Genomic DNA, 26,376 nt, shown 5'->3' with positions numbered 1-26,376 from the left:
TATAAATGTATAAAAAAAACCTATGACAGACTGTGATCATAGGCTTTTAAGTTGATTAGATCTTACCAGGGCAGGATGTTATCTGCTTCAGCAAAATTTGCAGGTCCTGTAAAACTGCCAGTCGGGAGATCTTCGGATAATGCTACTCTGATCGGTTCAAGAGACCCTACTTCCACGGTATCTGTTCCCTGAAAATTATTGAGTGCCGTTGCTGTAAAACCGGGACTTACCAGATGGACTTTAATGTTGGTCTTTTCCAGGTCTATCGCAAGAGAAAGAAATATCCCATTGAGTGCTGTTTTAGAAGCACCATAAGCTGCATCGAATGCTGAACGGAAAGGGTTTTCCGGATTTGCATTGATTCCAAGCGAACCTAATGCACTTGAAACGGTTACAATTCGTGCAGCCAGAGCTTTCTGTAACAATGGCAGAAAAGCCTGCGTAATTGCTAAAGTGCCAAATACATTTGTATCCCAAACAGTTTTTAACTCGTCGATAGGGACTATGCTTGCACGTTGCGCTCCCAAAACTTCTTCCATTGTACGTCCGGAAGTGCCGGCGTGCGAGATGGCGGCATTATTGACCAGCAAGGTCAGGAATCCAACCTCACTTTGTACTTTTGTTACTGCCGAATTAACAGAATCGGAATCTGTAATATCCAGTTGAATAGCTTTTGCATTACTACCAATTTCCGCAGCAGCAGTTTCGCCTTTTTGAAGGTTACGGGAACCTAGATAGACTGTATAACCATTATTGGCAAGGGCTTTTGCGATTTGGAAACCTACACCGGTATTAGCACCTGAAACCAATGCTACTTTATGTTCATTTGCTTGCATAATTTGAATTGTTTAATTTAATTATAGCAAAGGTGAATATTACAAGGGTGGGATTTGTAGCCAAATCGAGAATATTTAAAGCCATATTGAGAATATGCATTAGGGCCTAAAATTGAAAAATTTTAAAACATTTAAGAAATCCAGCTGCAAAGCAGGTGCTCATGACTTGCCTTTCATATGCTAGATAAATACCAAAAGGAAGGTGCGTTTACCAACAAAAGGAGGAGATTCACGAAATGAAAAATAAAAGCCTTACAGTGATATAGTTGTAAGGCTCAAGCTTCTTTGAGTAAATCTCAATTTTAAATTTTAGTCAGCACTATTCTGTTGTTATTTGAATGCAATAGAATATGCAGGAGGATCATTTAACCATTAACAATATTTATTTGTTATCCAAAGGCTTATTAAGTATTCTTTTTGTCAGCTCAGGGAAGCGTATTACGGCAGCGATCCAGATTAGAATTTCAAAGAATGAAGGAAATAAGATCCCTTGTCCATGCTGTAAATGTGTTGCAATAGCGCCACCTAAATAGGACGACAATAATAAAAGTCCTAAAATTGCTGTTCTTGGATATAAAAACAGGATGACAGAAGTTACTTCTATCATTCCGAGTACAATATATTGATTCGGTGATATTCCGAAACTTAATGCCATTTCTTTGGCGTGTCCAGTAGAAACTATTTTGTCGATCGCAGATGCGATCAACATTATCCCTGCCATGCCGCTTAGTATCCAGCCGATTATATTTTTTGTTTTTGTGTTCATATTTCAATTGTCCTTAATTATTGTTGATTAAAGAGCCATTCCTCCATCTATAAAAAATTCCGCTCCAGTAATGAACGATGAAGAACTGTTATCCGCCAAATAAACGACCATTTTTGCAACATCTTCAGGTATCCCCATTTTTCCTAATGGTACTTGCGTAATTATTTGAGTTTTAATTGTCTCTAGAGTTGCTTCATCCATTCCGAACTTAGACTGCATTTCCGTTTGGGTAGGTCCAGGGCTAACCATGTTTACCCTGATGTTTTTGGGGGCTAATTCTTTTGCTGCAATTTTGGCTATGTGACGCAACGCGGATTTGCTTGCCGAATAAGCCGAACTGTTAGGCATTGTCATAGCCGTATTGCCTGACGCGAGGATTATTACAGACGCTCCGTCATTCAAGAGCGGAATGAATTTTTGAAGAGTAAAGAAAGTTCCTTTGACATTGGTATTGAAGATGGTATCAAATTCATGTTCAGAGGTGTGTTCAATGGGCGCAAAAAATGCAACTCCAGCATTGAGGAACAAAACATCTACTTTGCCATAATTATTTTTTACTTCTTCAACTAATAGGTCAATGTCCGGCAAAACAGCTTGGTTTGCAAGGAACGATTTTACACCAATTTCTTCTGCTGCTTTCTTTAATGCATCTTCTCTTTTTCCCGTTATTAACACCCGGGCATTTACATCTGAAAACGCTTTGGCTGTTGCATAACCGATTCCGCTATTACCACCAGTGATTATTATTACTTTGTTTTGTAAATTGCTCATACTTTAACTTTTTTAGTTCTGTGCAAAGTTAGATGAGAATGGTGTACATTTGTAACCAATTACATAATTGATAGTAGTTACATAAATGTAAGTATATGAAAAGCAACCATACACAGAAGAATTGCAGTAATGTGCATTTAGCTATTCAAGACACGCTCTATGTCGTAAGCGGTAAATGGAAGCTGGTTATCCTCGCTATTTTAGTGAATGACGGAAAAATGCGTTTTGGTGAATTGTCAAGACACGCAGGGATCAGTCCCCGCATTTTGTCAAAAGAACTCCAAGAGATGGAAATGAATAAACTGGTTTCCCGGACTGTAATGGATACAAAACCTGTTACGGTAGAATATGCAGCAACAGAATATGCGGATAGCCTAAAGGAAGTAATTGATGCAATGATAAAATGGGGACAAAGCCATAGAGAAGCTATAAAAGAAAGTTAAAATCATAGTTTTACTGGAAAGCATTATCAGCGTCATTATCGGCAATCATACCGACTCAAGTGAAGCATAATGGAATGTCACTGGTCACTAAGGCAAATATCTTTTCATTACGGGTTGGTGTATGTATTAACGTTGATAATTCTATAAAATTGAATGTAAAATAAGCTTAAATTTTGCGGATTACCGAGTGTTACTGTCACGAGCAACAATTAGAAGGAATCACTGGAATGTTGATTTTTTTTATTGAGGACATTTAGGGAAAGGCCAATTTATATAGGAAGTAGGATTATATTTTCATTGTTTTAATTTCTGACGTATTTTCAAGGATAATCTTTGTTTTATTGAGAAAGAATAATTTGGTGATGAGCAAACATTTTTCAGGGAAAAGCAGATGTTGAGTTTATTCATACGAATCCCGATTTAGTATCGGCGAATAATAAACATCCTGTGTTACTGATTTTTAGAAAAAAAATATATTGTATATTTAATTTTATATCTCTACGTGGAGAGATGTAATTTAAAGGGAAAACGACTGTGTGGGGGTTATTCACTTTAAAAAATTACCATGAAGCACTTATATAAAAATATTCTATTATCAGTTGAACAAGAGGAGAAGAAGGTAGGACAAAGTACGAAAAGCACCATTGAAGCAGCATATCATATGGTTTCTTTTCTTCGCAAATTTTTGAGCGATCTTAAAACACAAATTGTTAAGAACGGTTTTGCCACTGTCGATGACGAAATAGCCTTTTTTAAGGATGTCAAGCCTGAGATTTTGGGAAAGTTGATGTATTATAATAAGCTTATCCGTTTGGAAGTTATTAGCCCAGATCGGTACGAATTGATCCAAGCTTATTATAACGATCAGATCAAGCTCTTACATAAGGAGTATAAAAAGAATTTGGAGAGTTCGGATTTTTACTGGTATTATCGTTCTGGCCGAAGCGATAAGGATAATTCATATTTTAGACTGGGCAATATCAATTTCTTCGATGGTGTAGATAGCTTTTTCTTTGAAGTTGATATCGAATTTTCAACGTATTACGACTACAAAGCAGCTCAGATTATAGCAATGGATCTTCTTTGTTCCCATTTCTTGTCAATAATTAATCAGAAAGAAAGCACTTATACTACTGTTTCTCCTACAACTGACAGTGGTGCTTTTTCGTGGACAGATTCAAAGAACGCATTGATTGAACTTATTTATGCGCTACATGCGGCAGGTAGTGTGTCTAATGGAAGACCGGGTCTGCGAAAACTCAGCAAACTATTTGAGGAACTTTTTGAAGTTAATCTGGGAGACATCCATCATGCGTTTCATCAGATGAAGTTTCGGGCAGGTGAAAAGACGAGTTATCTTCTTTTTCTAAAAAGTTCATTGGAACAATATATGGATAGAGAACTGTGAGCTACATGCCGACTCTCTTTCGGTAGACAGGTAATCAAATCGATGACCTGTTTTTTTTTGCCTAATATTTATCCTAACTCATCTGATAAGCGAAACTTTATTCACAGGCTTAAGTTTTTTCAAATTACACCCATGCATTCGTTGTGTTCTATCCATTAGTATGTACCAATGTCCTAGTCATCAGATACCAATGTTTATTACTCCACATTTAAATAAAAAAAACTAAGAAAAGTTCAATTCTCTTGGTATAACCTTGCTATAACCTTGTACGATTTGGTGGAAAATCAAGGCCAATTTTGGTATGTAACTCAAATGTAAAAGGCTATGAATATAGATCGAAGTGAATTCCTTGCATGGATGGATCGTATCATGAAGCGATTTGACATCCTCGCAGGGGATCTTGAAATCCGGGACAAAAAAAGGTTAAGTATTGACGGCGAAGAGCTGCTCGACAATCAAGATGTTCTCCAAATGTTAAAGATTACTTACCGCTGCCTACAGCGCTACCGTACGATAGGCAGAATAAAATTTTTTACGATAAGTGGTAAGATCTACTACAAAAGTTCCGATGTGCAGCAATTTATTAGGGACAGTTATCATGGCGGAAGGTATAGGCAAAAATAGGCTCTTAAAGGAAGAAATATAAAACTGAGCCTTTCCCCAATCTACTTTCGGACAATCTTAAAACATTTTATTATGAATGAACAAGCAATAACTGACGAAAAGGTCGCAAAAGCGCTGGAGCCGCTATCCGATATTCTATTGGTTCTTGACAAAGTTAAGAATAGGATAGAAGCGGTAAAAGGAGTTGATAAGGATGGGAAACTGGAGACCGGTGAACCCAAACAGAAAAATTTGCTGGACTTTATGCGCGTTGACAAAAGCGATATTCTCAGCAATTTCTTCTCCAATTTCTGGCGAAAACTAAATGATCCTACAGGCTACAAGTTTTTTAAAATTTCGGATATCGATATGGAAGCCGTGGCGAAAAAACTGCAGTCCGCACTTGACAACCCTACACCGGAAGGCAATAAACTTCTGGACGCATTGGAGATGAAACATGACAACAAACAAAAAAAGCAAGATATGGAAACGAAACCAGAATTACAGCAAGGAAAGGCAAACGAAGATACCAAGCCAGCGTATCGCTATAATGTAGATGACATTGACTGGAACACAGCACATAAATTTGGTTTGAACAGGGAGCTGTTAGAAAAAAATGGGCAATTGGACAAACTGTTAAAAGGGTACAAATCAGATACGATATTTAAAATTGAAGGAAATTTTGAAGGGCTTTCATTAAAAGGTGATGCGCGTCTTTCCTTACGCCAAGTCGAGAATAAAATCGTTATCCGGACACATGGAATACGACATAAAGCTCCTTTGGAATCCCCTTTTTATGGTCACCAATTTACGCGGGAAGATAAGGAGAACCTGATAAAAACAGGAAATATGGGCCGTGTCGCTGAACTGACCAATAAACAAGGTGTAACAGTAAAGTCATTGATCAGTTTGGATAAATACACAAAGGAGCCTGTTTCATACCCGCTTGAATGGATTAAAATCAATGATAAGTTTGGCGGAGTGAAATTAAGTAAGGATCAAAAGCAGGAACTCATGGAGGGAAAACCTGTACTTGTTGAAGGGATGGTGAATACAAAGACAGGCGAACTATTTAGTCAAACGCTGCAGTTTAGTGCGGATGACAGAAAAATAGTATTCGCTGGCAACAAAGAAACCTTGAGTAACGAACAGCAGTTAACACGGATAATTCCTTCTGTATTCAGAGATCGCCAGCTAAGCGAAAAAGAGCAGGAACTATTAAAAGAGGGTAAGGCTATCTATCTGGAAGACCTTGTCAATAAAGATCAGAACAGGCTGTATTCAGGTTATGCTTTCTATAATGAACAAAAAGGAAAGGTTGACTTTTCCTTCCAGAAACCACAACTGGAAAATCAGCTGGAGCAGGTGTTAGGCAATGCGAATGAAAACAGGAAGCAGCGACAGGCTTCGGCGCAAAATGAAACATCGAAGCAGGCAGCACGTAATACTGTAACGACAAATGCCCAGGAGAAGAAGACTCCGTCGAGTCGGCCTAAACTTCATTAAAGGAGATCGTCATGAAAGCAATTATAGCAGAGAAGCCCTCGGTAGCGCATGAGCTAGCCAGAATTGTGGGTGCAACAGAAAGGAAGGACGGCTACTTTATTGGCGATGATTTTATGGTCACTTGGGCTTTTGGCCATCTTGTGGGACTAGCAATGCCAGAAGATTATGGAATAAAGGGATTTAATCGGGAATCCCTTCCCATAATTCCAACAGATTTTATGCTTACCTGTAGAAAGGTTAAGGCTGGTAAGGGATATATTGAGGATGAAGGTTCAAAGCGGCAACTGGAAATTATTGACAGCGTTTTTGAAAAGTGTGACAGCATTATTGTTGCTACCGATGCCGGAAGGGAAGGCGAAGTGATTTTCAGATACATCTACGAATATCTGGGTTGTCGCAAACCATTTGAGAGGCTTTGGATCAGCAGTTTGACGGAGAAAGCAATTATTACTGGATTGAATAATTTAAAGGAGGGGGCGGATTTTGACGGTCTTTATTCTGCCGGACGGGAGAGGTCACAGTCTGACTGGCTGATCGGGATCAATGCAACCCAAGCGTTGACTATCAGTTTAGAAGATGGTTTATATTCTTTAGGACGTGTGCAGACTCCGACTTTATCCTTGATCTGCAAGCGGTTTATTGATCATACATCATTTGAAATTAAAGACTATTACCAGATTGAGTTGGCGCATCAAAAAGAAGGCATTATTTTCAAGAGTTTATCGGTTGATAAATGGGAAGATCGGGCGAAAGCGGAATCAGCAGTAAGATCTATTGAGCGCTCTGGTGCGGTACATGTTGTGGAAGTTGAAAAGAAACCCAGTTCTGTGCAGGCTCCTTTACTTTTTGATCTGACTGGACTACAAAAAGAAGCTAACAAAAAGCTCGGATTTTCTGCGGGAAAGACACTTGAAATAGCCCAAAACTTGTATGAAAAAAAGTTCATAACCTATCCCCGTACTGGATCAAAGTACATTCCGGAAGATGTCTGGAGCGAAATTCCCAATCTTATTATCGCTTTAGGAGCTGCCACCGCTTTTAAGGAAAAAGTTGGAAAGGTTAAATGGGAAAGGTATAACAAGCATATCGTGAACGATTTGAAAGTGACCGATCATCATGGAATTCTAATCACCGAGCATATACCCACCATGTTAAGCGCTCATGAAGGTACATTATATGATATGATCGCTTGCCGGCTTCTGGAAGCCATTTCGCCAGCCTGTCATAGGGAGATTACATCAGCAACCTTAGAGGTCCTTCACTATAATTTTGCCATTAAAGCAATAAGGATTACTGCTGTGGGATGGAAGCAGATCAATGGGAATTTTAATGAAGAGGAGGATGATGTTATTTTTGATCTTCCAGAACTCCAAAAAGGTAGCAATCTAACGATAACTGATGCGAAACTTCTTACCAAAAAGACAAAGGCACCAGCATTGTATACGGAGGCAGAACTTCTCTCAGCAATGGAAAATGCCGGAAATAGCATTGAGGATATTGAAGAGAGAAAGGCACTTAAAAGTATTGGCATAGGAACGCCAGCGACCCGTGCTTCGGTGATTGAAACGCTTTTCGACCGGGACTATATCCTTAGGGATAAGAAATCAATCATTCCGACTGAGAAAGGACTCCATGTTTATCAGATTGTAGCGGATAAGAAGATAGCTGATGTGGCAATGACAGCACAATGGGAGCTTGCATTTGAAAAGATGCAGCATAACGAAATGGATGCGGCAGAATTTCATGCAGAACTTGAAACGCTGACAAAAGAGATTACAATGGAACTGTTGACAGAAAGGAAAGCAGAAGGTGGACAACCTGAACTATGCTGTCCAAAATGTAATAGTAAAGCACATCTGCGTGAAAAGGTAATTAAATGCAGCAAGGATGAATGTGGGTGGATACTATTTCGTAAGGTGTGTGGTGTACAGCTAGCCTATAAACATATAGAAGCTTTGCTGACGAAGAAGCGAACCCCGCTTATCCGCAAGATGATCGGTCGGAGTGGAAAGTCGTTTGATGCCTATCTTGTGTTATCGCAAGATGGTACGACCTCTTTTGAATTTGAACAGAAAAAGAAACGCAAGTTCAGATAGTTTTCATGATGTGATTTGGTGTGAAGCCTGAGATCCGATGTGATTTCAGGCTTCTTTTTTTGCTTCATTTTTCAATTCGGAAAATGGTGGACATTCAAGGCTATAATAGCTTCTAAACCGCTTTGCGCGTGCTTCTATGGCTAGGTTTACCTGACAAGTAAATAAATGGCACCATGAAAAAAGAGCAAAAGGATTATTCCTACTATCAATTAAAATTACAGGAGCATATAGAAGCCAGTTTCCCTGAGAAATTAGATGATTCCAAATTTATCAGCCAACGTGCACGATGGGCAGCCAACGCCTATGAAGGAGCTTTCAGGTCTGGTAACCATGTCAATAAATGCGATGAAATAGCCGATTATATCCTTTATGAGGGGCTACACTTTTCAAAATTCACGACACTATTTGAGGTGTTGACGTATGAGTTCACCGATCTGCTGTTTGATTTTGAATTCAGGGATTTTGCATTAAAAATACTTCCTACATGCGAAGAGGTTTTTGGAAAGTATGAGCTAACAGATGATTTTGCATATACAAATGATTATGACCTGTTATACAGCGAACTGACTGGTTTCATTTCAATATGGATCGAGCAACATGGCATTCAATAAGAGGCTGCATCTACAGCAGAATATTGATGCACTAAAGATTGCTTTCACGGTCGAAACGGAGCAACGCAAACCAACAAGGGACGAACAGCAGCTTTTGTCACTATATGCAGGTTTTGGTGGATTAAAATGTGTACTTAAACCAGCAGAATCAGCTGACGATATCGAAAGATGGAATAACAGTGAAAGGCCACTGTTTGCATTGACAAAAGAACTCTACGATTTATTACGTGAGCATGCCAAGGATGATCAGGAATATAAACACTGGGTCAATGGTGTTAAGGGCTGTGTTCTGGATGCGTTCTATACACCAAAAGAAATAACGACGGTTATTGCATCGGTAATAGGGGATAGTGATTTAGAAATGCGGAATGTGCTAGAGCCTTCCGCAGGTGTTGGAGCCTTTATTGATCCTTTTAAAAATGTGCCTAACGTTCGTGTTACAGCCTATGAACAAGATCCCCTGACCGGAAAAGTATTGGAATTGCTGCATCCGGAAGCTGATATCCGCGTGGCGGGTTTTGAAAGTATCGCCGATCAGGAAGCAGGATTTTATGATCTGATTGTAAGCAACATCCCATTTGGAACCAGTTCTGTATTTGACCTTTCCTTTTCAAGAGGTAAGGATGAAGCACGCAAAATTGCAGCGAAAAATATTCATAACTATTTCTTTTTAAAGGCTACAGATAAACTTCGGAAAGGCGGTATCCTTGCCTTTATTACCTCACAGGGCCTAATGGACAGTCCATCCAACCAACCCATCCGGGAGGCACTGATGCGTGAGCACCTGTTAGTCTCTGCGGTAAGACTTCCCAATAATCTATTTGAGGAAGCTGGTACGTCGGTTGGGAGTGACCTCATCGTCTTGCAGAAGAGAAACAATAAAGGTTCTTTGTCCCATCGGGCCAAGGATTTTATGCACACGGTCTCCGGTGAGGAAGGAACACACTGCAATCTTTTATTTTTTAATCCCAATCATATTGTATCGACCCGATATATCGAAGATACAGATCCATACGGAAAAAAGAAGACAGTCTACCTGCATGATGGGGGAATAGAAGGAATAGCAAGTGATCTTAAAGAAAAGCTTGCAGCTGATTTCAGTGCTTTTTTTAATTTCAATTTATACAACGGTTTTATTCAAAATGCTTCAGATCTAAAAGGTGTTTTGCAGAGACCTGTGGAGAAAGATTTTACTATAACAAGTAAAAATCCACAAAGTGGCCAAAAGCAACCGGTTCAACTGAGCTTATTTTCTGAGCAACAAATTGATCGTTTTTCGCAGCGGTCAATTCCAAAAAAAACAGCTCGTAAGTCGAATCGAGAAAGTAAAGTACAGCAACTCTCATTATTCGATCCTATAACCTTAAGTGGTGTTGCCAAGTCTGAAGGCTCAGACAATGGCTTAGCAGATCGTACTACAATTAGGAGCGCAAAAACTAGTGAATCTACAGGAACACGTACGCCTTCTCTTTTTTCAGACCTTACTGATCAGGCCGAAGTAATGGAGCCCGTTGTGTTTGAAGGAGAGAGCAAAGAATATTACAGGGATAATACCTTGGTGTCTTACAAGGGCTATGTTGGGCCCATCAAATGGAATTTTCGGGAAGGACAGTATATTTTTCACCCGCTTTTACTTGCTGAGAAGCAAAAAAATAGGATCAAAGATTATATAAAGCTTCGGGACTGTTATCATGATCTGTACCGCTATGAGGCAACTCAGCAGCAAGAATATACTTCAGGCCGAAGATTACTCAATATCCAGTATGACGCCTTTGTAAAGACATATGGCCATTTAAATACTGCGGAGAATATCAAAGTTATTAAAACGGATGCCTCGGGAAATGAAGTCCCTTATCTGGAACGTGCCATTGGCGGAATAATACACAAAGCGGATATTTTTGACCATCCTGTCAGTTTTTCTACCGATGCTTTAACGGCCAATAGTGCCAGTGAAGCATTATCAGCTTCGCTCAATCTTTCTGCCAATGTTGATCTTGACTTCATGTCCGAAATTTCTGGAATCTCAGTTGAAGAAATGAAAGAGCAGTTAAAAGGAAGGATCTATTATAATCCACTGTTAGGAGCCTATGAAACTTCGCAAACATTTCTATCTGGAAATGTGGTCGAAAAGGCAAAAAAGCTTAGCAACTATTTGACGGCGCATAGCGCTGACCCGGACAGTGAGGATAGTTTAAAAGCCCTCCAAACAGTTAGGCCAGCCTTAATATCCTTTGAAGAACTGGATTTTAATCTCGGTGAACGCTGGATCGATACGGACATTTATAGCCGGTTTGCCAGCCACCTCTTTGAAGAAAGCGTCACTATTCAATATACGGAAAGTTCCGATGACTTTGCCATGCATTGCAAGGGCAGCAATATAATCATCACGGAAAAGTATGCAGTTAAGTCAGAAAGCAGAAATTTTGACGGACTTAATCTTTTACGACATGCATTGGTTAATACCACACCCGATATTACCAAGAAAGCTTACTTAGCGGACGGTACTGAGGTGAAGGTTCGGGATATGGAAGCTATTCAAGCTGCAAATAGCAAAATTGATGATATCCGCAGGGCATTTACGGACTGGTTATTCGAGCAGAGTGATCAATTTAAGGATGAACTGACCGAAAAGTACAATGACTTATTCAATTGTCATGTCCGTCCACAATATGACGGTAGTCATCAGGTTTTTCCGGGACTCAACCGTGGTGCTGTAAATATTGAAGACCTCTACGATAGTCAGAAAGATGCGGTATGGATGATCAAATGTAATGGCGGCGGGATCTGTGATCATGAGGTCGGCGCAGGAAAGACACTTATTATGTGTACTGCTGCTCAGGAAATGAAGCGGTTGGGCTTAGTTCATAAACCGATGATTATTGCTTTAAAAGCTAATGTACATGAAATCGCTGAAACGTATCGTAAAGCTTATCCTCATTCAAAGCTATTATATCCCGGTAAAATGGATTTCACACCACAGAAACGATTAAGAATCTTCGGAGAAATTAAAAATAACGATTGGGATTGCGTTATCCTTACCCATGAGCAATTCAGCATGATCCCCCAGTCGTCAGAGCTTCAAAGAGAAATACTGAATATTGAGCTGGAAGGCATAGCACGTAATCTTGAAGTTCTGAGATCACAGGGTAAGGATGTCTCCGGAGCAATGCTAAAAGGAGTTGAGATCAGGAAGAAGAATCTGAACGCTAAGCTGAAAACCTTAGAAAGTGACATTGCAAATCGAAAGGACGATGTTGTTGATTTTAAAATGATGGGTATTGACCATCTTTTTGTTGACGAAAGCCACCGGTTTAAAAATCTGATGTTCAATACACGACATGAACGTGTTGCAGGACTGGGAAATGCGCAGGGGAGTCAGCGAGCCCTAAATCTGCTGTTTGCCATCCGAACGATTCAGGAACGAACAGGAAAAGACCTGGGAGCCACGTTTTTGTCCGGTACCACCATAAGCAATTCCTTAACTGAACTCTACCTGTTATTCAAATACCTACGGCCAAAAGCACTGGAACGGCAGGGGATAAACTGTTTTGATGCATGGGCCGCTATTTATGCACGAAAATCTGTGGATTATGAATTTTCAGTAGCTAATAATATTGTTCAAAAAGAAAGGTTCAGGCATTTTATAAAGGTTCCTGAGCTGGCGCAATTCTATTCGGAGATAACGGACTATCGGACTGCCAAGGACATCGGGATTGACCGTCCTGAAAAAAACGAAAGTTTAGTTCATATTCCACCCACACCGGACCAGGAAAGGTTTATAAAAAAATTAATGGAGTTTGCAGAAACCGGAAAGGCCGAATTATTGGGAAGAGAGAAACTATCTCCTACCGAAGAAAAGGCGAAAATGTTGATCGCAACGGATTATGCTAGGAAAATGTCACTGGACATGCGCATGATTTCCCCTGAATACGGTGATCATCCCGGTAATAAAGCGTCCGTTTGCGCAACGAAGCTATCTGAATATTATCGAAAATTTAATGCGCAAAAAGGGACACAATTTGTTTTTTCAGATTTGGGAACCTATAAGCCAGATCAGTGGAATATTTACTCGGAAATTAAGCGAAAGCTGATGCATGAATTTGATATTCCTGCTCACGAAATCCGTTTTATCCAAGAGGCAAAAACTGGAGACCAAAGGCAGGAACTTATAAGAGCAACAAATGAGGGCAGAATACGTATACTGTTTGGATCGACGGAAATGCTCGGTACCGGGGTTAATGCGCAAAAGCGAGCCGTGGCTGTTCACCATCTGGATATTCCCTGGCGACCGTCGGATCTGGCCCAGCGTGATGGACGTGCCATCAGGAAGGGCAACGAGATTGCGAAACACTTTGGTAATAATAAGGTAGATGTGTTTATCTATGCGGTGGAAAAGTCTTTAGACAGCTACAAATTTAATACACTGTATAATAAACAAATTTTTATTGACCAATTGAAGAGTAATAATATGGGGGTGAGGACTATAGATGAGGGTGCTATAGACGAAAAAACAGGTATGAGCTATTCGGAGTATCAGGCTATTTTATCGGGTAACACAGACTTGTTGGAGAAAGCTAAGTTGCAGAAGCAGATTGCAGCGCTTGAAGGTGAAAAATTATCATTTATGCGATCTAAGCGAAGTTCGCTCTATAAATTGGAAACTACATCAGAAGATTTGGAGACTGCACAGTCGCTCCTTGAACGCTTAAGAACAGATTGGACTAATTTTAATAAACGTGTCAGAAGAACGGATGCTGGAAATATCATCAATGCAATTAACCTTACGGGCTTAAAGGATCAGGTCTCTGTGAAAGAAATTGGAGAGCGCCTCAATAAAATATCAGCTACTGCGCGGACTGGCGGAGACTATGAGGAAATCGGTTCATTGTATGGCTTTAGGCTCCTGGTAAAAACCGAATTTTCTGAAAAGAATGATTCGTTGGAAAGAGATAACCGTTTTTTCATCAGTGGTGAAGGTAATTTAAAATATACACATAATAATGGAATTATGGCAAGCGACCCGGAGCGTGCTTCCTTGAATTTTTTGAATGCTTTACAGAAAATTCCTGGATTGATAGAAGCAGAGGAAAAGAAAGTTTCGGCATTTAAGAAAGATGAGGTGGTACTTCGCGAAATAGTGTCCGGAGAATGGAAAAAGGACGGAAGTTTAGAGGAGCTGCGAATCGAGTTAGCTGCGTTGGAGCGAAAAATCCTATTGTCCCTGGATGAAGGTAAAGAGAACGTCCAACAAGTAGAGGAGAAGGTTTCAAAAGCTGAAATTACAAAACCAATATCGCAGCTTAAACCGTAGGATTTTATAATTATATGGTATAAAACTTCGTTAAAAGACTGCCTATTGGTAAAATAAAGCCCCTTCACAGCATGTATGAAGGGGCTTGTTTTTAGCCTTTAGAAGCTTCCAAAGATGTTTTTCTAAACTCCTTAAAAAGTTTCTCTAGTTCAAGAGATGATTTACGTGCTCTTGTTCCTGCTGCCTTGTTTCCTTTTTCAGCTTGTAATTCCGCATCCGTTTTGAATGCCTCTATTCCGGCATTGATTTTTTCGATCAGTTCTTTCATGTTATAATAGAATAATTTATCAGGGCAAAAATAAGCTTTTATTGAATTGGAACAAAAATCTCATTTGCTGGTTTTTTGAACAGACAAATTAGTCCTATCGGATCAAATGGGCGAGATTAGGATCATCCTATATCCGCGACATTTCTTTTTCCAATAATGTTGGCCACATCTAGTTTAATCTTCTCAAGATGGAAATGTTGAAGTTGATGTTTAGAAATCAACGAAATCATATCAATTCAAAATTTAAAAATAAGTTTTTTTATAGAGTAATCTGTATAGTATCGTAAAGATCCGGCTACGGTTATTGAAGTAGTGATCATCGCGAAATTCTTATACCTTGCTTTTTGCCTTTATCTGCGGAGAGTTTAAGTACCGGAGATTTTCCATCCAAGGAATCTGGTAGCTCCCTAAACAATTTTCCTTTATTGATAGAATAACAGAGAGAACCAGATGTATAATCTTTTCCCGCAAGTATACGTAGCTTTTTGAGATTATCGATTTCAAAACCATCAATCTTATCAGGGATACTATTGATATTTTTGTGTAATTGTTTGCAAAGTAAATTCAGTTCTCTTTGATCATTTGAGCCTAGGGCTTTAACAATGTTTTCGATCTGCCGGGAATTTGCCGGCAGGACAGAAAGGTATGCGTTTTGAGGAAATAGTGAAATAATATTTTTGTTAGAAATGGTAATGTTAGAAGGGTCAAAAACACAGTATTCAATTTTATCCCTGGAGAGACCTGATATGATATGATCATAACCACGTTCTTTAAATTCACTAAGCGTATCTTCGGAGTTAAAGGCTTCCATAAAATCCATATATTCTCCGAGGCTAATATTTTCATCAATAAATTCCAAAGCTTCATCAGGGTCTGCAATATTTTCTTCAAATATTATATTGACAATATCAGGAGCTTGATCTGCGCGATTGAACACATCATGTATATTCAGAGACTTTTGCAAACTCACTTGACACTCTAAAACCTTAGCACCGAAAAGTTGGGCTATGCCTATCTCTTCGGTGAAATATATACCCCGGTGGCAATTATACCTTTGGGTATTTTGTCCTAGATACGCTAAGGAAAATTCATTAAAATCACTGTTAGTACCATGGTATAAGGTATAAATATTAGGTTGGTTAATTGCTGAATCCATATTTAGTCAATTTTTTTATTCATATTAAAATGGTGTACCCATCGTAAAATTTTATTTCAACTTTGAGACAAGACTTCTGTAGTATCGCACATTAGTTTGCGGATTGTTGTGTTTACCGAGCATGTTTCATTGTTATCAAGTCATTCTCGACGAGTCAAATGTGCTAATTCGGGATCATTTTCGATTCTAGCGAGTTCGTTTGAAATTATAATCGAAACATCCAGTTTTATACGGCGGTAATTTTCATCAATTTCCTTCTCCATAATATCTTCACCAGTTTCAGAAAGAAAGGAGCGAATTTGTGGAATAGGTTTATAATTTTTGCTTTCCTTCGCAACTTTCTCATTATCTACCACGATCTGCGCATGGAATATCTTCTGATCGATTTTTTCTTCAAAATTGTCAGCGACAGCGCCAACGAACATTCCTTGTGACAGGGTTGAAATCTTAGATGCAGGAATCAAGCTATCAAGCTGAGTAGAAATGGAAGAACTTGTGTCATTTCTATTGATACTGATGGACTGTCTTTTTTGTACTATTTTCCCGAATCTTTCAGCAAGATTTTTCGCGGTTTCTCCAACAACCTGTCCGGAGAAAATGTTCCCTACGGTGTTCTGAATTACTTTAGCCTCTTTATCGCCATAATCTCTAATCAGTTGCGAGAAATCTTGAAAACCTAGGCATACGGCTACTTTGTTACTTCGCGCTGTAGCAATAAGGTTGTCTAGTCCTCGAAAGTATATAGTTGGGAGCTCGTCAATAATCACTGAACTCTTCAATTTTCCTTTTTTATTGATCATTTTCACAATTCTTGAATTATATAGGCCCAGAGCAGCCGAATAAATATTTTGTCGGTCAGGATTATTACCAACGCACAAAATCTTAGGTTCTTTCGGATTATTTATGTCAAGGGAGAAGTCGTCTCCGGTCATGACCCAATAAAGCTGTGGTGAAATCATTCGCGAAAGGGGAATCTTAGCGGATGCTATTTGGCCTTGAAGTTGGTCTTGTGCACCGCCCTCCCAAGCGTCCAGAAACGGACTCAAATAATTTTCAAGTTGGGAATAGCTAGTTAGGATGGTGAAGATATCTGCATATTTTTTGTTGAGAAGCTCAATAGCGTGGGGAAATGTACAATATTTCCCGTTTTCGTAAATCTTTAAAAACCAGATTATAGCTGCAAGTAAAATAATAGGGGATTCAACAAAAAAGTCGCCTTGTTTTTGAATCCATGTTTTATTTAGATTTAACATGATCGTGTAAGAAGCTTCGTAAGCATCAGATATATCCGTCATGAATTTTGGACTGAGTGGATTGCAGCGATGGCTTCTACGCGGATCATCAAAGTTGATTACATAGAATTGAGGTTTTACTTTGTACTGGTGGGAGTGTTTTAGAAGGTGATTATAAGCAATTACGGAAAGATCGTCAAACTTGAAATCATAAATGTACATCGCAAAGCCTTTTTCGATGTGCTGTTTTATATAGTTATTTACAATTGCATAGCTTTTACCACTACCAGGGGTGCCGAGCACGATTGAGGCCCTAAAAACGTTGACAACAGAGATCCAGCCGTCGTTCCATTTCCCTTTATAGTAAAATTTTGTAGCTAGGTTAACTGAATATTCGTTCTCAATCAGACGTGTCTCTTGCATGAAGCTTTCGTTTTCAGTATTAAATGGATCATCCATCAACCTGTTCCTTAGGAGCCTACTCATCCACAGTCCAGCAACCATCAGCAGTATGAATCCCGCTGAGGTCGTCAGCATGTAAAGTGAAGTAGAAAAGTGAAGAAGTGGAAAATTTAACAGGTAAAGGATAGTTCCTATAATAAGATACATATTGATATTTTTCCACTTAATTTTTTCATTTTTAACCCCTTTAGTACCCAGGCAGCTCAGCGCTAATAAAATCAGTGCGAAAAGCTTACTGTTAAAAGAATTATTGAATAAACCGGATGTCTTCTGAAAATTTTGAAGAATTTTTTCTATGACTTCGAGCGTCCAACCTTGCCCATGAAAAAATGAATAGCAAAACCAGTAGAAATTCATTAGAACCAGCAGGATGCTGACTGCGCGCATAAATGCCATTATTTTTGCGAGTCCTCTTAAATCGTCTTCTTGCATAAGTGGAAATTTTCACCATAGATATTACCTGTATGCATGAAAATCAGAGAACTTGTTTTTTGCGGTATAGGTTTTCCTGTAATGTCTTATATGAAGGATAAAAGTTTCCACATTAGATAGCTGCATATAACTTTGAAGGCAGTATTTTTTAAACTAGGAATATTCTCGAAGAATTTCTATTTTGAGACAAAATTCAGACTATTAAAAAGATTTCGGAAGTAAACATTTTGGTATGCTAGATACAATCGGGCAAGATGAAGGACATCTTAGTAAACAGATTTTTAGGATTACATTTAAAACACGTGATTTTCAAATTGTATTATTGCAAAAAAAATTAACGAAGGACCAACAAGAATTCTCTGTTTTATTAGATGGGTTGGTGCAGAAGCTTATTAAGAAGAATGGGAAATGGCACTTCGATCATGGCCAAGATCAGGATTTGGCGGAAGACATCTGGCGTCAAATAGCTCTTCGTTATAGGTTATAATATCCACGTGAATTTTATTCACGTTTGCAGACATATATTTTTTTCAATTAAACGATTGTCTGAACTTTAAAGGAGAAGTATTGGTTTTGGCCTTGAAAAATTTACTGAAAGATTGTAGATGTTCAAAGCCCAATTCGTAAGCAATCTCACTCATCGAAAGGTCAGTAGTAGAAATTCTTTCTTTGGCCCTTTCGATCAGTTTGTCGTGGATATGCTGCTGTGTGTTTTGTCCTGTAAGCGTCCGGAGTAAGTTACCCAGATAACTAGGCGAAACGTTCAATTTTTCTGCAACATATTGAACTGTTGGTAAACCTTCTGAAATCAAATCATCGCTCTTAAAGTAGTTTGTCAACAATATTTCCAAACGTTCTAAAAGTTGATGATTAGCTTTCTCTCTGGTAATGAATTGACGGTTGTAAAACCGTTCAGAATAATTGAGCAATGCTTCGACGTGCGAAATGATAATTCGCTTGCTAAACTTGTCAATATTGGCATTATGCTCTTGCCTGATATTTTCTATGATTCCATTTAGCGTTATTTCTTCTTTTTCTGACAATAGCAACGCTTCATTTACTGTATAATCAAAAAAATCATACTGTTTTATGGTCTTTGCAAGTGGAGTGTTCCAGATAAAATCAGGATGTATGAGCAAAAGCCACCCCGAGGAATCTCCGGGATTTTCATTCTCATTAATTTCAATGTTGAGCACCTGATTCGGTGCCATGAAGAAGAGGGCGCCGCCATCTTCAAAATCGTAGTGCAGTTGCCCATATCTATACTTCACGCCTGCTATACGTTTCAATGCGATAAAATAAAAATCAAACACCGCATTCATAGTGCTTGGATTGGGTAATCCGAGAAAATCATCTTTTGTCACAATGCTGATCAACGGATGTTCAGGTTGGGGCAAACCTCTTAATCGATGAAACTCGCTGATAGATTGTATCCGGATTGGTTTTGTATCTGCCATATACAAAGATAGTTATTGTTCATTGTATGCTTTTGCAAATTCAGTAGCAAAAGATTTCAATTTAGTCTTTCCCAGTTCAGGTCTGTGTTTAAGATAATTCTCAAATGTTTTTCCGCTGTGGGTCTCGGCCTGCATTCTTACAAAATCATGTGCAAGCTGTTTTGGAAAACCCGCTTGAATTAAGCCGTTTAATACTTGTTCCTCTGGCAGCGCTATCCATTTGAGGTCAGGCTTGCCAATGGCTTCACCTAAAATTTTTGCCGCTTCATCACAGGTCAATTCTTCGCTTGCCGCAAAGCGGGTTTTTCTTCCCTGAAAAGGTGTGGTTAGTTCTTCATAAACCACCTCGGCAATATCATTCGGCGAAACAAATGCAATTTTATCATTACCTCCAAAACCGGCCATTAGTGCGCCATGCTCTTTTATAGTTGGAATATCATTATAAAAATTGGTATAAAAAGAACCCGGACGTAGCTCGATGACCGTTCTGTCCGAAAGCTGATTAAGTAGAATTGAATCTCCCGTATCAGCTGCCCAACCGGTCAGAAACGCAACTTTTTCAATTTCATTTTTTCTGATTGCTTGTACATAGTTGGTTTCAATTTTTTTGAAATAGGCCGTTTGGTCTTCTTCCATAAAATTAAAAGGGATCATACAATACACGGCATCTGCGGTTGCAAAGGCTGTTGTCAGAAAATTTAGATCTTCCAATGACCCGATTGCTGCTTTTGCGCCAATGGATTCAATTTCCTTTTGCTTGTCGGGTTTGCTGCTGATTACAGTTACCGAATGTTCATTTGCAATCAATGCTGTTGCAAGAGGTTTGCTGATGTTGCCCAATGAGCCTGTTAGAACGATATTCATATGTTGTCAATTTTTGTTTATACAAAATTGCAACACTATCCAAAAACAGATGTAGCCAAAACGACTGTTTTTTAAGTCAGAATGAGAGATCTTTGTTGGGAGTAAATTTTTTTTCTAAATCATTTAGCCATTGGACTCTCTTTTCTTGCGTAACTGATTTTACCATATTATAGCTAATCCAGGTTAGATTTTTATATCCCATTGTTTTGAAGACACTTTTCAACATTACTTTGCGGATCAAATTTCCGATGAGCAGGGAATACATTATTCTTGGCTTGTTCATTGTGGTAATGACGGTTATACTTTTGAGGTTTTTTAAAAGTGGAACAAGGCCGAAACCTCTTGGGTGATGATCATATACAATACCGGGAGATAAAACTCTATCAATAAAGCCTTTGGTGGTTGCTGGCATAATGTCCCACCAGATCGGAAAAATGAAGATCAAATGATCTGCCTTTTTCAGCCTTTCACAATAATCAATTACCTGCGGATCTATCGGCTGGTGGGCTACAAAGGCCTTTAAGTCCTCTGCGGTCATCCTGGGGTTAAATTTATCCTGGTCTAGGTGCATCAGGTCAATTTCGTGGTTGCCTTTTTGAAGCCCCTTAGTTACCGCGTTAAGTATGGCGTTACAGTAGCTTTCTTCATAAGGGTGGTTAAATACGATGACTGTTCTCATTTTTTACTTTACTTGATTGTACACTGCAAAGGTGAGAAGTAGTCCGGGCCCTGACGATAACAATTGTTAATAAATGGCAGCTTAGCGCCTGTTTCGGATTCGGCTTAATGAAACAGAGGTAATGCCCAGATACGAAGCGATATAATGTTGCGGAACACGTAGTACAATATGAGGATATTGTTTTACTAATTCGTGGTAACGTTCTTGAGGACTGTGTTTAAGATAAGAAAAAAAGAGCTGTTGGCTTTTTAAAAGTCTTGCGAATAGATGTTCAATCACAAGGTCTTTCAGTTCAGGTGAATTGTTGAAAGCTTCTTGAAAATCTTTTTGAGTAATGGTTTGTATAATGCAAGGCTCGATACTTTCAATCGTATACAAACTAGGTTTGTTGGTCATAAAGCTTTCGATAGAAGACACGCCATCTCCTTCAAAGAAAAACTGTGTTGTTATGTCTTTCCCGTTATTGTTGACCCAAGTTCTTAAACAACCTTTTTCGATGAAGAACATCGTCCTTGAAACATTACCCTCTTCCAACAATATGGTCTTGGCAGCAACTTCCTTCTGAACAAAAAAGGGCTCAAAAATACGCCAGCGATCGATATTGCTTTCTGTTTTGTCTGACATGACTATTTATTATATTCAATATGGGAATTAAAGGTATGAAATTCACGGTAGATTTGCTGATTGGGACAACTTCAGATTAGCCCTTAATGTGAGTATCATTAATTAAATAGAAATACTACCCTTTATTATTTTTATTTGAGAATCCGTATGATTATCCAATTTATTTGTGTCTCCTCCTTCTTTTTTTCATATTGTATTCAAACGCTTGTTCTTCGGGGTCTTCTGCGAAACCGCCCATAAGAAGTGAATCAAGTAATCCAAAACCATCAAGGTTAGAAAAATGCATCATAAAATCAAAAAATGGATGTAAGTTGTCCGAGTTGTTATTTTTTGATGAATTTGTTGGAATAGGAGGAATTGATTGAATCATTTTACTTTCATTCAGTTTTAAGCCGTTACTCAAAAAAAGTTCTTGAAATATATTCGCTGAGAATTGCTTTCCGAGCTGGGAACCATTAAACACAGTTTTGGTGTTATGGTCAATGAAGGTAATGCCATAAATCCTGTTTTGTTCATTTCTTCTGATAACAGTGTTAATGCCATGCTGGATCAAATAATCCTTAAAATTCTTTTCATCGGGATTCAGCTGCATTGCCTGCAGTATAACTTCTGTTAGTGACGATTTCGCTGCCACGCTGTTCGTTCTGCTTTTATCGAAATGAGTTCTGAGTTCATTTAGCCCAGCCTGTTTACCAAAAAGGGAAGATTTAAATGGATTACTAACTTTATTTCCATTTTCATCCATTGCGAAATAAACCAGTCCCTCTTTGATTTCCCCGCTGTATTCTTTTTTAATATGCTCGGATGTGATGTTAAAAAGTGATAGCAATGCATTATAACTGCCCAGAGTCTGGAATTGATAATATTTGGGAAGATATCGAACAACAGATGCGATCTGAGCTTTAATATTTCCTTTGGAATAATTCACTGGATTTAATGGGATGCTGGAATCAAGAAACTGCTTTTCTGTTGCAGGTGATAGGTTAAACTTTGTTTCGAGTTCTCTACAAATATCCATTGATTTTTTCTTTTCAAAGGAATCGGGAATTTTGATACCCTTGCGATCCACGGTTGTTGAAACAATGTGTATATGCGTACGTTCGATATCTGTATGTTTAAAGATGACATAAGGTTGTTCGCCATATCCCAATTTTTGCATGTATTCCTCTGCAATCTTTATATAGTCTTCATCTGATATACCATCTGCTGGATCTGGATTAAGCGAAATATGAAGAGCTGTTTTCTCGGTATTTTTATTTGCTACTAAATAAGGCGCGAATGCAGATAAGAGTTGCATTACTGTATAATTTCCATGCGGCGTTTCCCGCATATTATGAAGGTGTAAAATCGCACCATTATCAGTGAGGACTTTGCTGTGATTGTACAGTAAAGCACCGTAGATATTTGTTCCTCTTCCAATTTTTGCAATCATTAATTTTCTTTTTTTAGCAGGTACTCTGCTTCAAACTGCTTGCTGAGGATCAGAATTTCCTTGCATAAAGTGGCTAGTTCAAGGGTGTGCTTTTCCAATTTAGCAATATAAAGGATCGTTTTTTTATCACTGAAGTTTGTATGTAGCACCTTTACGACCTGGTTGTAATTCACCCCGATGGCTCTAAATTGTGCGAAGAACTGTGATAATTTTGTTGTGTATTCGTTCGCGCCTGAATCTATTTTGATTGATTTTATTCGCCTCTCAAATAAAAGTGAAACAATAAACTTTGCTTTTGTATCCAATCCGCTCTGCTCGAAGAGTGATAAAAACCTCGTGTTTTCTGTATCTGTTAACCGAAAAACATAGCGATGAACCGCCCTGTTTAATTTTGGATTTCTCCCGCCTTTGTGTTGTGCTTTCATATCTTTTTGACAAAACATAGCTGTTCTCAAGGTAGAAACCTGCTATTTGCTCATCCTTTCCTAATTAGGCTTCTAACAGCCGAAAAAGAATACAAGAGATGAAAAGAAATCTAAATAGTGCATCCGACTTCGGAGGATGCACTAAGCCCTCGGCAGGAGCAAGTCGTTTTGGGGCACAAAACGAGTTTTGAGGCACTCAAAACACAACTTGCTCCGTTCACGGGAACGGAAATAGTAAGAAGTATTAGAATAGATGTTAATCTTAAAGTGTTAAGTCAATTCTGGAAAATATAGGCTAGCATGTTCATGTTAGCCTTATTCGCTATTAAAACTGGTTTCCTTTACAACAAAGCGGGAAGATTAATAAAACTGCAATTTGATCGGTTTGGCAAACTGTCAATTTTCAGGTAATAAAAGTATTAGGTTTTAAAAATATAAAAATATAAAAGCATAAAAGAGTAAAAGCACAAAAGCAGTAAAGTTTGAAAAATGCCTTTTGCAGATATGACTGTATGGTTATATAACTTTTTTGAGAGGCATATTTCCCCTTTGGTAATTATGGAAAAGGCCATACAGAAAAGCATAGAAAAGTTTTTATGTACCGCTTTCCTAGAAATCAAAAGGTAAAATAGGTTCTGGTGCTTGCGATCAAATGGTAATACAAGTAATAATATATAAGCAATGGAAAAAATGAAGAAACCTTTAAAGGTTAGTATTTACACGCAAAAAGGAGGAGTAGGGAAGTCCACAATCACGACTTTGCTAGCCAGCGCGCTACATTATCGGTTAGGTTTTAATGTTTTAGTGATGGACTGTGATTTTCCGCAATATAGCCTGAGTAATATGAGGGAACGGGATAAAAGTGCCATTATGAATAGTGAGTACCATAAAAAAGCTGCCATGAAGCAGTTTCAGTCCATCAATAAGAAGGCTTACCCGATCATTAAGAGTAAAGCAGACAATGCGCTAAAAACAGCTTTGGAAAACGTAGGTCAACTTTTGGTTGAGCCTGACATCATATTCTTTGATCTACCCGGCACGGCTAATACCAAAGGAGTTTTAACAGCGCTTCAAGCAATGGATTTCATATTTTCCCCCATCACGGCTGACAGGCTTGTTGTTGAAAGTACCCTTGCATTCAGCAAGGCTTTTCTTCAGCTTCCACCATCAGAGGGCGAGAATAAAGCGCCGGCCCTTTGGCTTTTTTGGAATCAGGTTGATGGCCGTGAAAAGACCGGTCTTTATAAAGCATACCAGGATGTGATCGAGGAGCTTGATCTACTTATCATGAAAACAGGTATCCGGGATAGCAAGCGCTTTAGAAAAGAAACGGATGATACGATCAATTATGTCTTCAGATCAAGCCTTTTACCAGCTGAATTGCAACTCCTGAAGGTTACCCGTTTTGACCTTTTTATTGTGGAGTTTCTAAGGATCATTCACTTATAAAATATTGGAAAAATGACAAGAGGAAAGGGACGAAAAGATTTTGAAAAACCTGTCGTCGATGAAGATTATCTCATGCAGATTATGAGCGGAGATGAGCCTTCGGAAAAGGTTATCACAAAGCAGGAAGAACATATAGAGAGCAAACCGCGCGAGAAGGCAAAAACGACGTCATCCAAAAAAGTGGATTACGAAGAGACGTTCCTGGTTAACCGTTTTCCCTCGGGCAGAAGTGGAAAGGTTGTATACATTCGATCCGAATACCACGAACGTTTGCTAAGAATTGTACAATTGACAAGGGAGGATAAAGTAACACTTTACTCGTACATCGACAATATTTTGGAATATCATTTCCGAGAATTTGGAGGCGACATTACTGATTACTTTAATGAGAGATTTAAACCTATAATATAATAGACCATGAAAAAGACAAATAACAAAGTTGAAGTTACTATTAAGCTAAATCAAAAAACAAGAATTGTTAAAGGAACGTACGGAAAGCTGTTTCTGGACAGAAAAGATATGCACAAAAGGGGGGAGAAAAGTATCTACCTGAGACAGGAATACCATGACCGTTTATCCCGGATTGCCCACATTATAGGCGGGGACAAGATTCCCCTTTATGCATACCTTGATAATATACTTTCCCATCATTTTGAACTTTATCAGGCGATAATAATAGAAGAATTTGAAGCTAACTGTAAACCACTTTTTTAATAGGTATGGATGCTTTAATACAATTTGGGATACTGGTCTGTCTTCTTATCGTAATCATTTTGCTTGCTATTGATAAAGTTAAAATAGTAAAGTTCGAGAAAAAGGAAGAGCTAAAGCCGTTTGAGGCCCAATTACCTGATATTATGGGAAAAGTCAATAAGGAAATAGGAAAACAGCGATTACAAGGAGAAAAAATAGAAGACGAAGAGTTTTCATCAAGCCAAGGTTATAAAAATGTTGTATCCAAAAAGGATAGTGTGCAGGTTCCTTTTCCTACACAAAAAATGGAATTAAACGATGAAGTTGAGGATGATGATTGGTCTGAAAGTGAGTTTCCACCTCATGATGATAGATTCAGTCAGGGTGTTTCTCTTGAAGAGCTGATGAATGTTGGTACGCTCCTTCAGCACAGCGATCTTGAGGCTCAACAGCAAAATGAAGTAATCGATGTAATGCAAAAAATACAAGGTACCGAATTGTACAGTTATTTGGAAAATTCTATTACAGCTTCTTCCCAAAAAGTAGCTTTATTATTGGATAAAACCTTGGAAAGCGACAGCTACAGTGCATTTAATCCTAAGAATGGCAATTCTGATGATTTTAACATAAATGACTTTATATAGTACTATAGCAGGTTTCTGTTTTAGCGGACCCTTCTAGGGGATTCTTTTTCTATTATATCAAATAAAAAACTTTACAGGAAATGATAGTTTTTTTGTGATCGGATAAGCCCTAATGTTTTCTATTGATTAAGTAATTGTAGGAAAAATTGTACCTCCAAAATTTACACATCATCCAGCATTAAGATTTTCCAAGACATTAGCGAAGTAA

At 38.5% G+C, this 26,376-nt stretch carries 24 protein-coding genes; 12 read left to right on the top strand and 12 right to left on the bottom strand.

Translation table 11 applies throughout. From position 1 onward, the window contains the following. Positions 1-62: 62 nt before the first annotated feature. The 3 genes from DRF65_RS11585 to DRF65_RS11575 all read right to left on the bottom strand — a co-directional run bounded on the left by DRF65_RS11585 (position 63) and on the right by DRF65_RS11575 (position 2,373). Complete coding sequence (locus DRF65_RS11585) at positions 63-836, bottom strand: SDR family NAD(P)-dependent oxidoreductase (RefSeq protein ID WP_115970917.1); 774 nt, start codon at positions 834-836, stop codon at positions 63-65. Positions 837-1,218: 382 nt separating this feature from the next. Next, positions 1,219-1,602 (bottom strand): DoxX family protein, encoded by a 384-nt coding sequence (locus tag DRF65_RS11580; RefSeq protein ID WP_115970916.1) that lies wholly within the window; start codon positions 1,600-1,602, stop codon positions 1,219-1,221. A 27-nt stretch (positions 1,603-1,629) separates the two neighbouring features. Further along, complete coding sequence (locus DRF65_RS11575) at positions 1,630-2,373, bottom strand: SDR family oxidoreductase (RefSeq protein WP_115970915.1); 744 nt, start codon at positions 2,371-2,373, stop codon at positions 1,630-1,632. Between the two features lie 95 nt (positions 2,374-2,468). Between DRF65_RS11575 and DRF65_RS11570 the strand changes: the two genes are divergently transcribed. The 7 genes from DRF65_RS11570 (at position 2,469) to DRF65_RS11540 (ending at position 14,351) form a co-directional block, all read left to right on the top strand. Then, positions 2,469-2,816 (top strand): winged helix-turn-helix transcriptional regulator, encoded by a 348-nt coding sequence (locus DRF65_RS11570; protein ID WP_115970914.1) that lies wholly within the window; start codon positions 2,469-2,471, stop codon positions 2,814-2,816. Positions 2,817-3,381: 565 nt separating this feature from the next. Continuing rightward, positions 3,382-4,224, top strand: a complete 843-nt coding sequence (locus tag DRF65_RS11565; RefSeq protein WP_115970913.1) for an RteC domain-containing protein — start codon at positions 3,382-3,384, stop codon at positions 4,222-4,224. A gap of 324 nt (positions 4,225-4,548) precedes the next feature. Continuing rightward, positions 4,549-4,848 (top strand): helix-turn-helix domain-containing protein, encoded by a 300-nt coding sequence (locus DRF65_RS28845; protein ID WP_115970912.1) that lies wholly within the window; start codon positions 4,549-4,551, stop codon positions 4,846-4,848. A gap of 72 nt (positions 4,849-4,920) precedes the next feature. Further along, positions 4,921-6,333 (top strand): DUF3945 domain-containing protein, encoded by a 1,413-nt coding sequence (locus tag DRF65_RS11555; RefSeq protein WP_115970911.1) that lies wholly within the window; start codon positions 4,921-4,923, stop codon positions 6,331-6,333. Between the two features lie 11 nt (positions 6,334-6,344). Beyond that, a complete protein-coding gene (locus DRF65_RS11550; RefSeq protein ID WP_115970910.1) occupies positions 6,345-8,429 on the top strand; it encodes a type IA DNA topoisomerase in 2,085 nt (694 codons plus the stop codon). Between the two features lie 173 nt (positions 8,430-8,602). Beyond that, entirely contained in the window at positions 8,603-9,040 is a 438-nt protein-coding gene (locus DRF65_RS11545) for a DUF1896 family protein (RefSeq protein ID WP_115970909.1), read from the top strand. Then, positions 9,027-14,351 carry an N-6 DNA methylase gene (locus DRF65_RS11540; RefSeq protein ID WP_115970908.1) on the top strand — a complete coding sequence of 1,775 codons (5,325 nt, stop codon included), beginning with the start codon at positions 9,027-9,029 and terminating at the stop codon, positions 14,349-14,351. The genes DRF65_RS11545 and DRF65_RS11540 overlap by 14 nt, the downstream gene beginning before the upstream one ends. 91 nt (positions 14,352-14,442) lie before the next feature. Here the strand turns inward: DRF65_RS11540 and DRF65_RS11535 are convergent, their stop codons facing one another. From DRF65_RS11535 to mobC, 3 genes are all read right to left on the bottom strand, one after another. Further along, positions 14,443-14,619 carry a histone H1 gene (locus tag DRF65_RS11535; protein WP_115970907.1) on the bottom strand — a complete coding sequence of 59 codons (177 nt, stop codon included), beginning with the start codon at positions 14,617-14,619 and terminating at the stop codon, positions 14,443-14,445. Positions 14,620-14,935: 316 nt separating this feature from the next. Then, the gene (locus DRF65_RS11530; protein WP_115970906.1) at positions 14,936-15,775 is read right to left on the bottom strand and encodes an ADP-ribosyltransferase-containing protein; all 840 of its coding nucleotides are present in this window, start codon (positions 15,773-15,775) and stop codon (positions 14,936-14,938) included. Positions 15,776-15,915: 140 nt separating this feature from the next. Next, positions 15,916-17,901, bottom strand: coding sequence for a conjugal transfer protein MobC (gene mobC, locus DRF65_RS11525; protein WP_115970905.1), 1,986 nt, complete (start codon positions 17,899-17,901; stop codon positions 15,916-15,918). 232 nt (positions 17,902-18,133) lie between these two features. On the opposite strand from mobC, the gene DRF65_RS11520 reads away from it, so the two are divergent. Next, positions 18,134-18,388 (top strand): hypothetical protein, encoded by a 255-nt coding sequence (locus tag DRF65_RS11520; RefSeq protein WP_115970904.1) that lies wholly within the window; start codon positions 18,134-18,136, stop codon positions 18,386-18,388. A 43-nt stretch (positions 18,389-18,431) separates the two neighbouring features. On the opposite strand, the gene DRF65_RS11515 is transcribed toward DRF65_RS11520, so the two are convergent. From DRF65_RS11515 to mobA, 6 genes are all read right to left on the bottom strand, one after another. Further along, positions 18,432-19,358 (bottom strand): helix-turn-helix domain-containing protein, encoded by a 927-nt coding sequence (locus DRF65_RS11515; RefSeq protein ID WP_115970903.1) that lies wholly within the window; start codon positions 19,356-19,358, stop codon positions 18,432-18,434. Positions 19,359-19,370: 12 nt separating this feature from the next. Then, positions 19,371-20,222 (bottom strand): NAD(P)H-binding protein, encoded by an 852-nt coding sequence (locus DRF65_RS11510; RefSeq protein WP_115970902.1) that lies wholly within the window; start codon positions 20,220-20,222, stop codon positions 19,371-19,373. A 76-nt stretch (positions 20,223-20,298) separates the two neighbouring features. After that, on the bottom strand, positions 20,299-20,901 hold the full coding sequence (locus tag DRF65_RS11505) for an NAD(P)H-dependent oxidoreductase (protein ID WP_115970901.1): 603 nt from the start codon (positions 20,899-20,901) through the stop codon (positions 20,299-20,301). Positions 20,902-20,982: 81 nt separating this feature from the next. Then, positions 20,983-21,525 (bottom strand): Crp/Fnr family transcriptional regulator, encoded by a 543-nt coding sequence (locus DRF65_RS11500; protein WP_115970900.1) that lies wholly within the window; start codon positions 21,523-21,525, stop codon positions 20,983-20,985. A gap of 160 nt (positions 21,526-21,685) precedes the next feature. After that, a complete protein-coding gene (mobB, locus tag DRF65_RS11495; RefSeq protein ID WP_115970899.1) occupies positions 21,686-22,957 on the bottom strand; it encodes a conjugal transfer protein MobB in 1,272 nt (423 codons plus the stop codon). Continuing rightward, positions 22,957-23,382 carry a conjugal transfer protein MobA gene (gene mobA / locus DRF65_RS11490; RefSeq protein ID WP_115970961.1) on the bottom strand — a complete coding sequence of 142 codons (426 nt, stop codon included), beginning with the start codon at positions 23,380-23,382 and terminating at the stop codon, positions 22,957-22,959. Before mobA ends, mobB begins: the two co-directional genes overlap by 1 nt. Positions 23,383-24,063: 681 nt before the next feature. Here mobA and DRF65_RS11485 point away from each other — a divergent pair. The 4 genes from DRF65_RS11485 to DRF65_RS11470 are packed head-to-tail and all read left to right on the top strand — an operon-like array spanning position 24,064 to position 26,168. After that, positions 24,064-24,831 (top strand): ParA family protein, encoded by a 768-nt coding sequence (locus DRF65_RS11485; protein WP_115970898.1) that lies wholly within the window; start codon positions 24,064-24,066, stop codon positions 24,829-24,831. Positions 24,832-24,843: 12 nt separating this feature from the next. Then, positions 24,844-25,242, top strand: a complete 399-nt coding sequence (locus tag DRF65_RS11480; protein ID WP_115970897.1) for a DUF3408 domain-containing protein — start codon at positions 24,844-24,846, stop codon at positions 25,240-25,242. Positions 25,243-25,248: 6 nt separating this feature from the next. Next, positions 25,249-25,545: a DUF3408 domain-containing protein gene (locus tag DRF65_RS11475; RefSeq protein WP_115970896.1), complete on the top strand. Its 297-nt coding sequence runs from the start codon at positions 25,249-25,251 to the stop codon at positions 25,543-25,545. 5 nt (positions 25,546-25,550) lie between these two features. Next, positions 25,551-26,168, top strand: a complete 618-nt coding sequence (locus tag DRF65_RS11470; protein WP_115970895.1) for a hypothetical protein — start codon at positions 25,551-25,553, stop codon at positions 26,166-26,168. Positions 26,169-26,376 lie beyond the last annotated feature (208 nt).

Source organism: Chryseobacterium pennae (assembly GCF_003385515.1).
GTDB classification, from domain to species: Bacteria; Bacteroidota; Bacteroidia; order Flavobacteriales; family Weeksellaceae; genus Chryseobacterium; species Chryseobacterium pennae.
This window is presented reverse-complemented; position numbering and strand designations above follow the sequence as displayed.

What these genes read in the sequence shown, in the direction of transcription:
- DRF65_RS11580 (WP_115970916.1), bottom strand. Translation starts at nt 1,602, where the DNA reads ATGAACACAAAAACAAAAAATATAATCGGCTGGATACTAAGCGGCATG.
- DRF65_RS11530 (WP_115970906.1), bottom strand. Translation starts at nt 15,775, where the DNA reads ATGGATTCAGCAATTAACCAACCTAATATTTATACCTTATACCATGGT.
- DRF65_RS11500 (WP_115970900.1), bottom strand. Translation starts at nt 21,525, where the DNA reads ATGTCAGACAAAACAGAAAGCAATATCGATCGCTGGCGTATTTTTGAG.
- DRF65_RS11520 (WP_115970904.1), top strand. Translation starts at nt 18,134, where the DNA reads ATGCTAGATACAATCGGGCAAGATGAAGGACATCTTAGTAAACAGATT.
- DRF65_RS11485 (WP_115970898.1), top strand. Translation starts at nt 24,064, where the DNA reads ATGGAAAAAATGAAGAAACCTTTAAAGGTTAGTATTTACACGCAAAAA.
- DRF65_RS11550 (WP_115970910.1), top strand. Translation starts at nt 6,345, where the DNA reads ATGAAAGCAATTATAGCAGAGAAGCCCTCGGTAGCGCATGAGCTAGCC.
- DRF65_RS28845 (WP_115970912.1), top strand. Translation starts at nt 4,549, where the DNA reads ATGAATATAGATCGAAGTGAATTCCTTGCATGGATGGATCGTATCATG.
- DRF65_RS11565 (WP_115970913.1), top strand. Translation starts at nt 3,382, where the DNA reads ATGAAGCACTTATATAAAAATATTCTATTATCAGTTGAACAAGAGGAG.
- DRF65_RS11510 (WP_115970902.1), bottom strand. Translation starts at nt 20,222, where the DNA reads ATGAATATCGTTCTAACAGGCTCATTGGGCAACATCAGCAAACCTCTT.
- DRF65_RS11555 (WP_115970911.1), top strand. Translation starts at nt 4,921, where the DNA reads ATGAATGAACAAGCAATAACTGACGAAAAGGTCGCAAAAGCGCTGGAG.
- DRF65_RS11585 (WP_115970917.1), bottom strand. Translation starts at nt 836, where the DNA reads ATGCAAGCAAATGAACATAAAGTAGCATTGGTTTCAGGTGCTAATACC.
- mobB (WP_115970899.1), bottom strand. Translation starts at nt 22,957, where the DNA reads ATGATTGCAAAAATTGGAAGAGGAACAAATATCTACGGTGCTTTACTG.
- DRF65_RS11575 (WP_115970915.1), bottom strand. Translation starts at nt 2,373, where the DNA reads ATGAGCAATTTACAAAACAAAGTAATAATAATCACTGGTGGTAATAGC.
- mobC (WP_115970905.1), bottom strand. Translation starts at nt 17,901, where the DNA reads ATGCAAGAAGACGATTTAAGAGGACTCGCAAAAATAATGGCATTTATG.
- DRF65_RS11480 (WP_115970897.1), top strand. Translation starts at nt 24,844, where the DNA reads ATGACAAGAGGAAAGGGACGAAAAGATTTTGAAAAACCTGTCGTCGAT.
- DRF65_RS11540 (WP_115970908.1), top strand. Translation starts at nt 9,027, where the DNA reads ATGGCATTCAATAAGAGGCTGCATCTACAGCAGAATATTGATGCACTA.
- DRF65_RS11545 (WP_115970909.1), top strand. Translation starts at nt 8,603, where the DNA reads ATGAAAAAAGAGCAAAAGGATTATTCCTACTATCAATTAAAATTACAG.
- DRF65_RS11475 (WP_115970896.1), top strand. Translation starts at nt 25,249, where the DNA reads ATGAAAAAGACAAATAACAAAGTTGAAGTTACTATTAAGCTAAATCAA.
- mobA (WP_115970961.1), bottom strand. Translation starts at nt 23,382, where the DNA reads ATGAAAGCACAACACAAAGGCGGGAGAAATCCAAAATTAAACAGGGCG.
- DRF65_RS11515 (WP_115970903.1), bottom strand. Translation starts at nt 19,358, where the DNA reads ATGGCAGATACAAAACCAATCCGGATACAATCTATCAGCGAGTTTCAT.
- DRF65_RS11570 (WP_115970914.1), top strand. Translation starts at nt 2,469, where the DNA reads ATGAAAAGCAACCATACACAGAAGAATTGCAGTAATGTGCATTTAGCT.
- DRF65_RS11505 (WP_115970901.1), bottom strand. Translation starts at nt 20,901, where the DNA reads ATGAGAACAGTCATCGTATTTAACCACCCTTATGAAGAAAGCTACTGT.
- DRF65_RS11470 (WP_115970895.1), top strand. Translation starts at nt 25,551, where the DNA reads ATGGATGCTTTAATACAATTTGGGATACTGGTCTGTCTTCTTATCGTA.
- DRF65_RS11535 (WP_115970907.1), bottom strand. Translation starts at nt 14,619, where the DNA reads ATGAAAGAACTGATCGAAAAAATCAATGCCGGAATAGAGGCATTCAAA.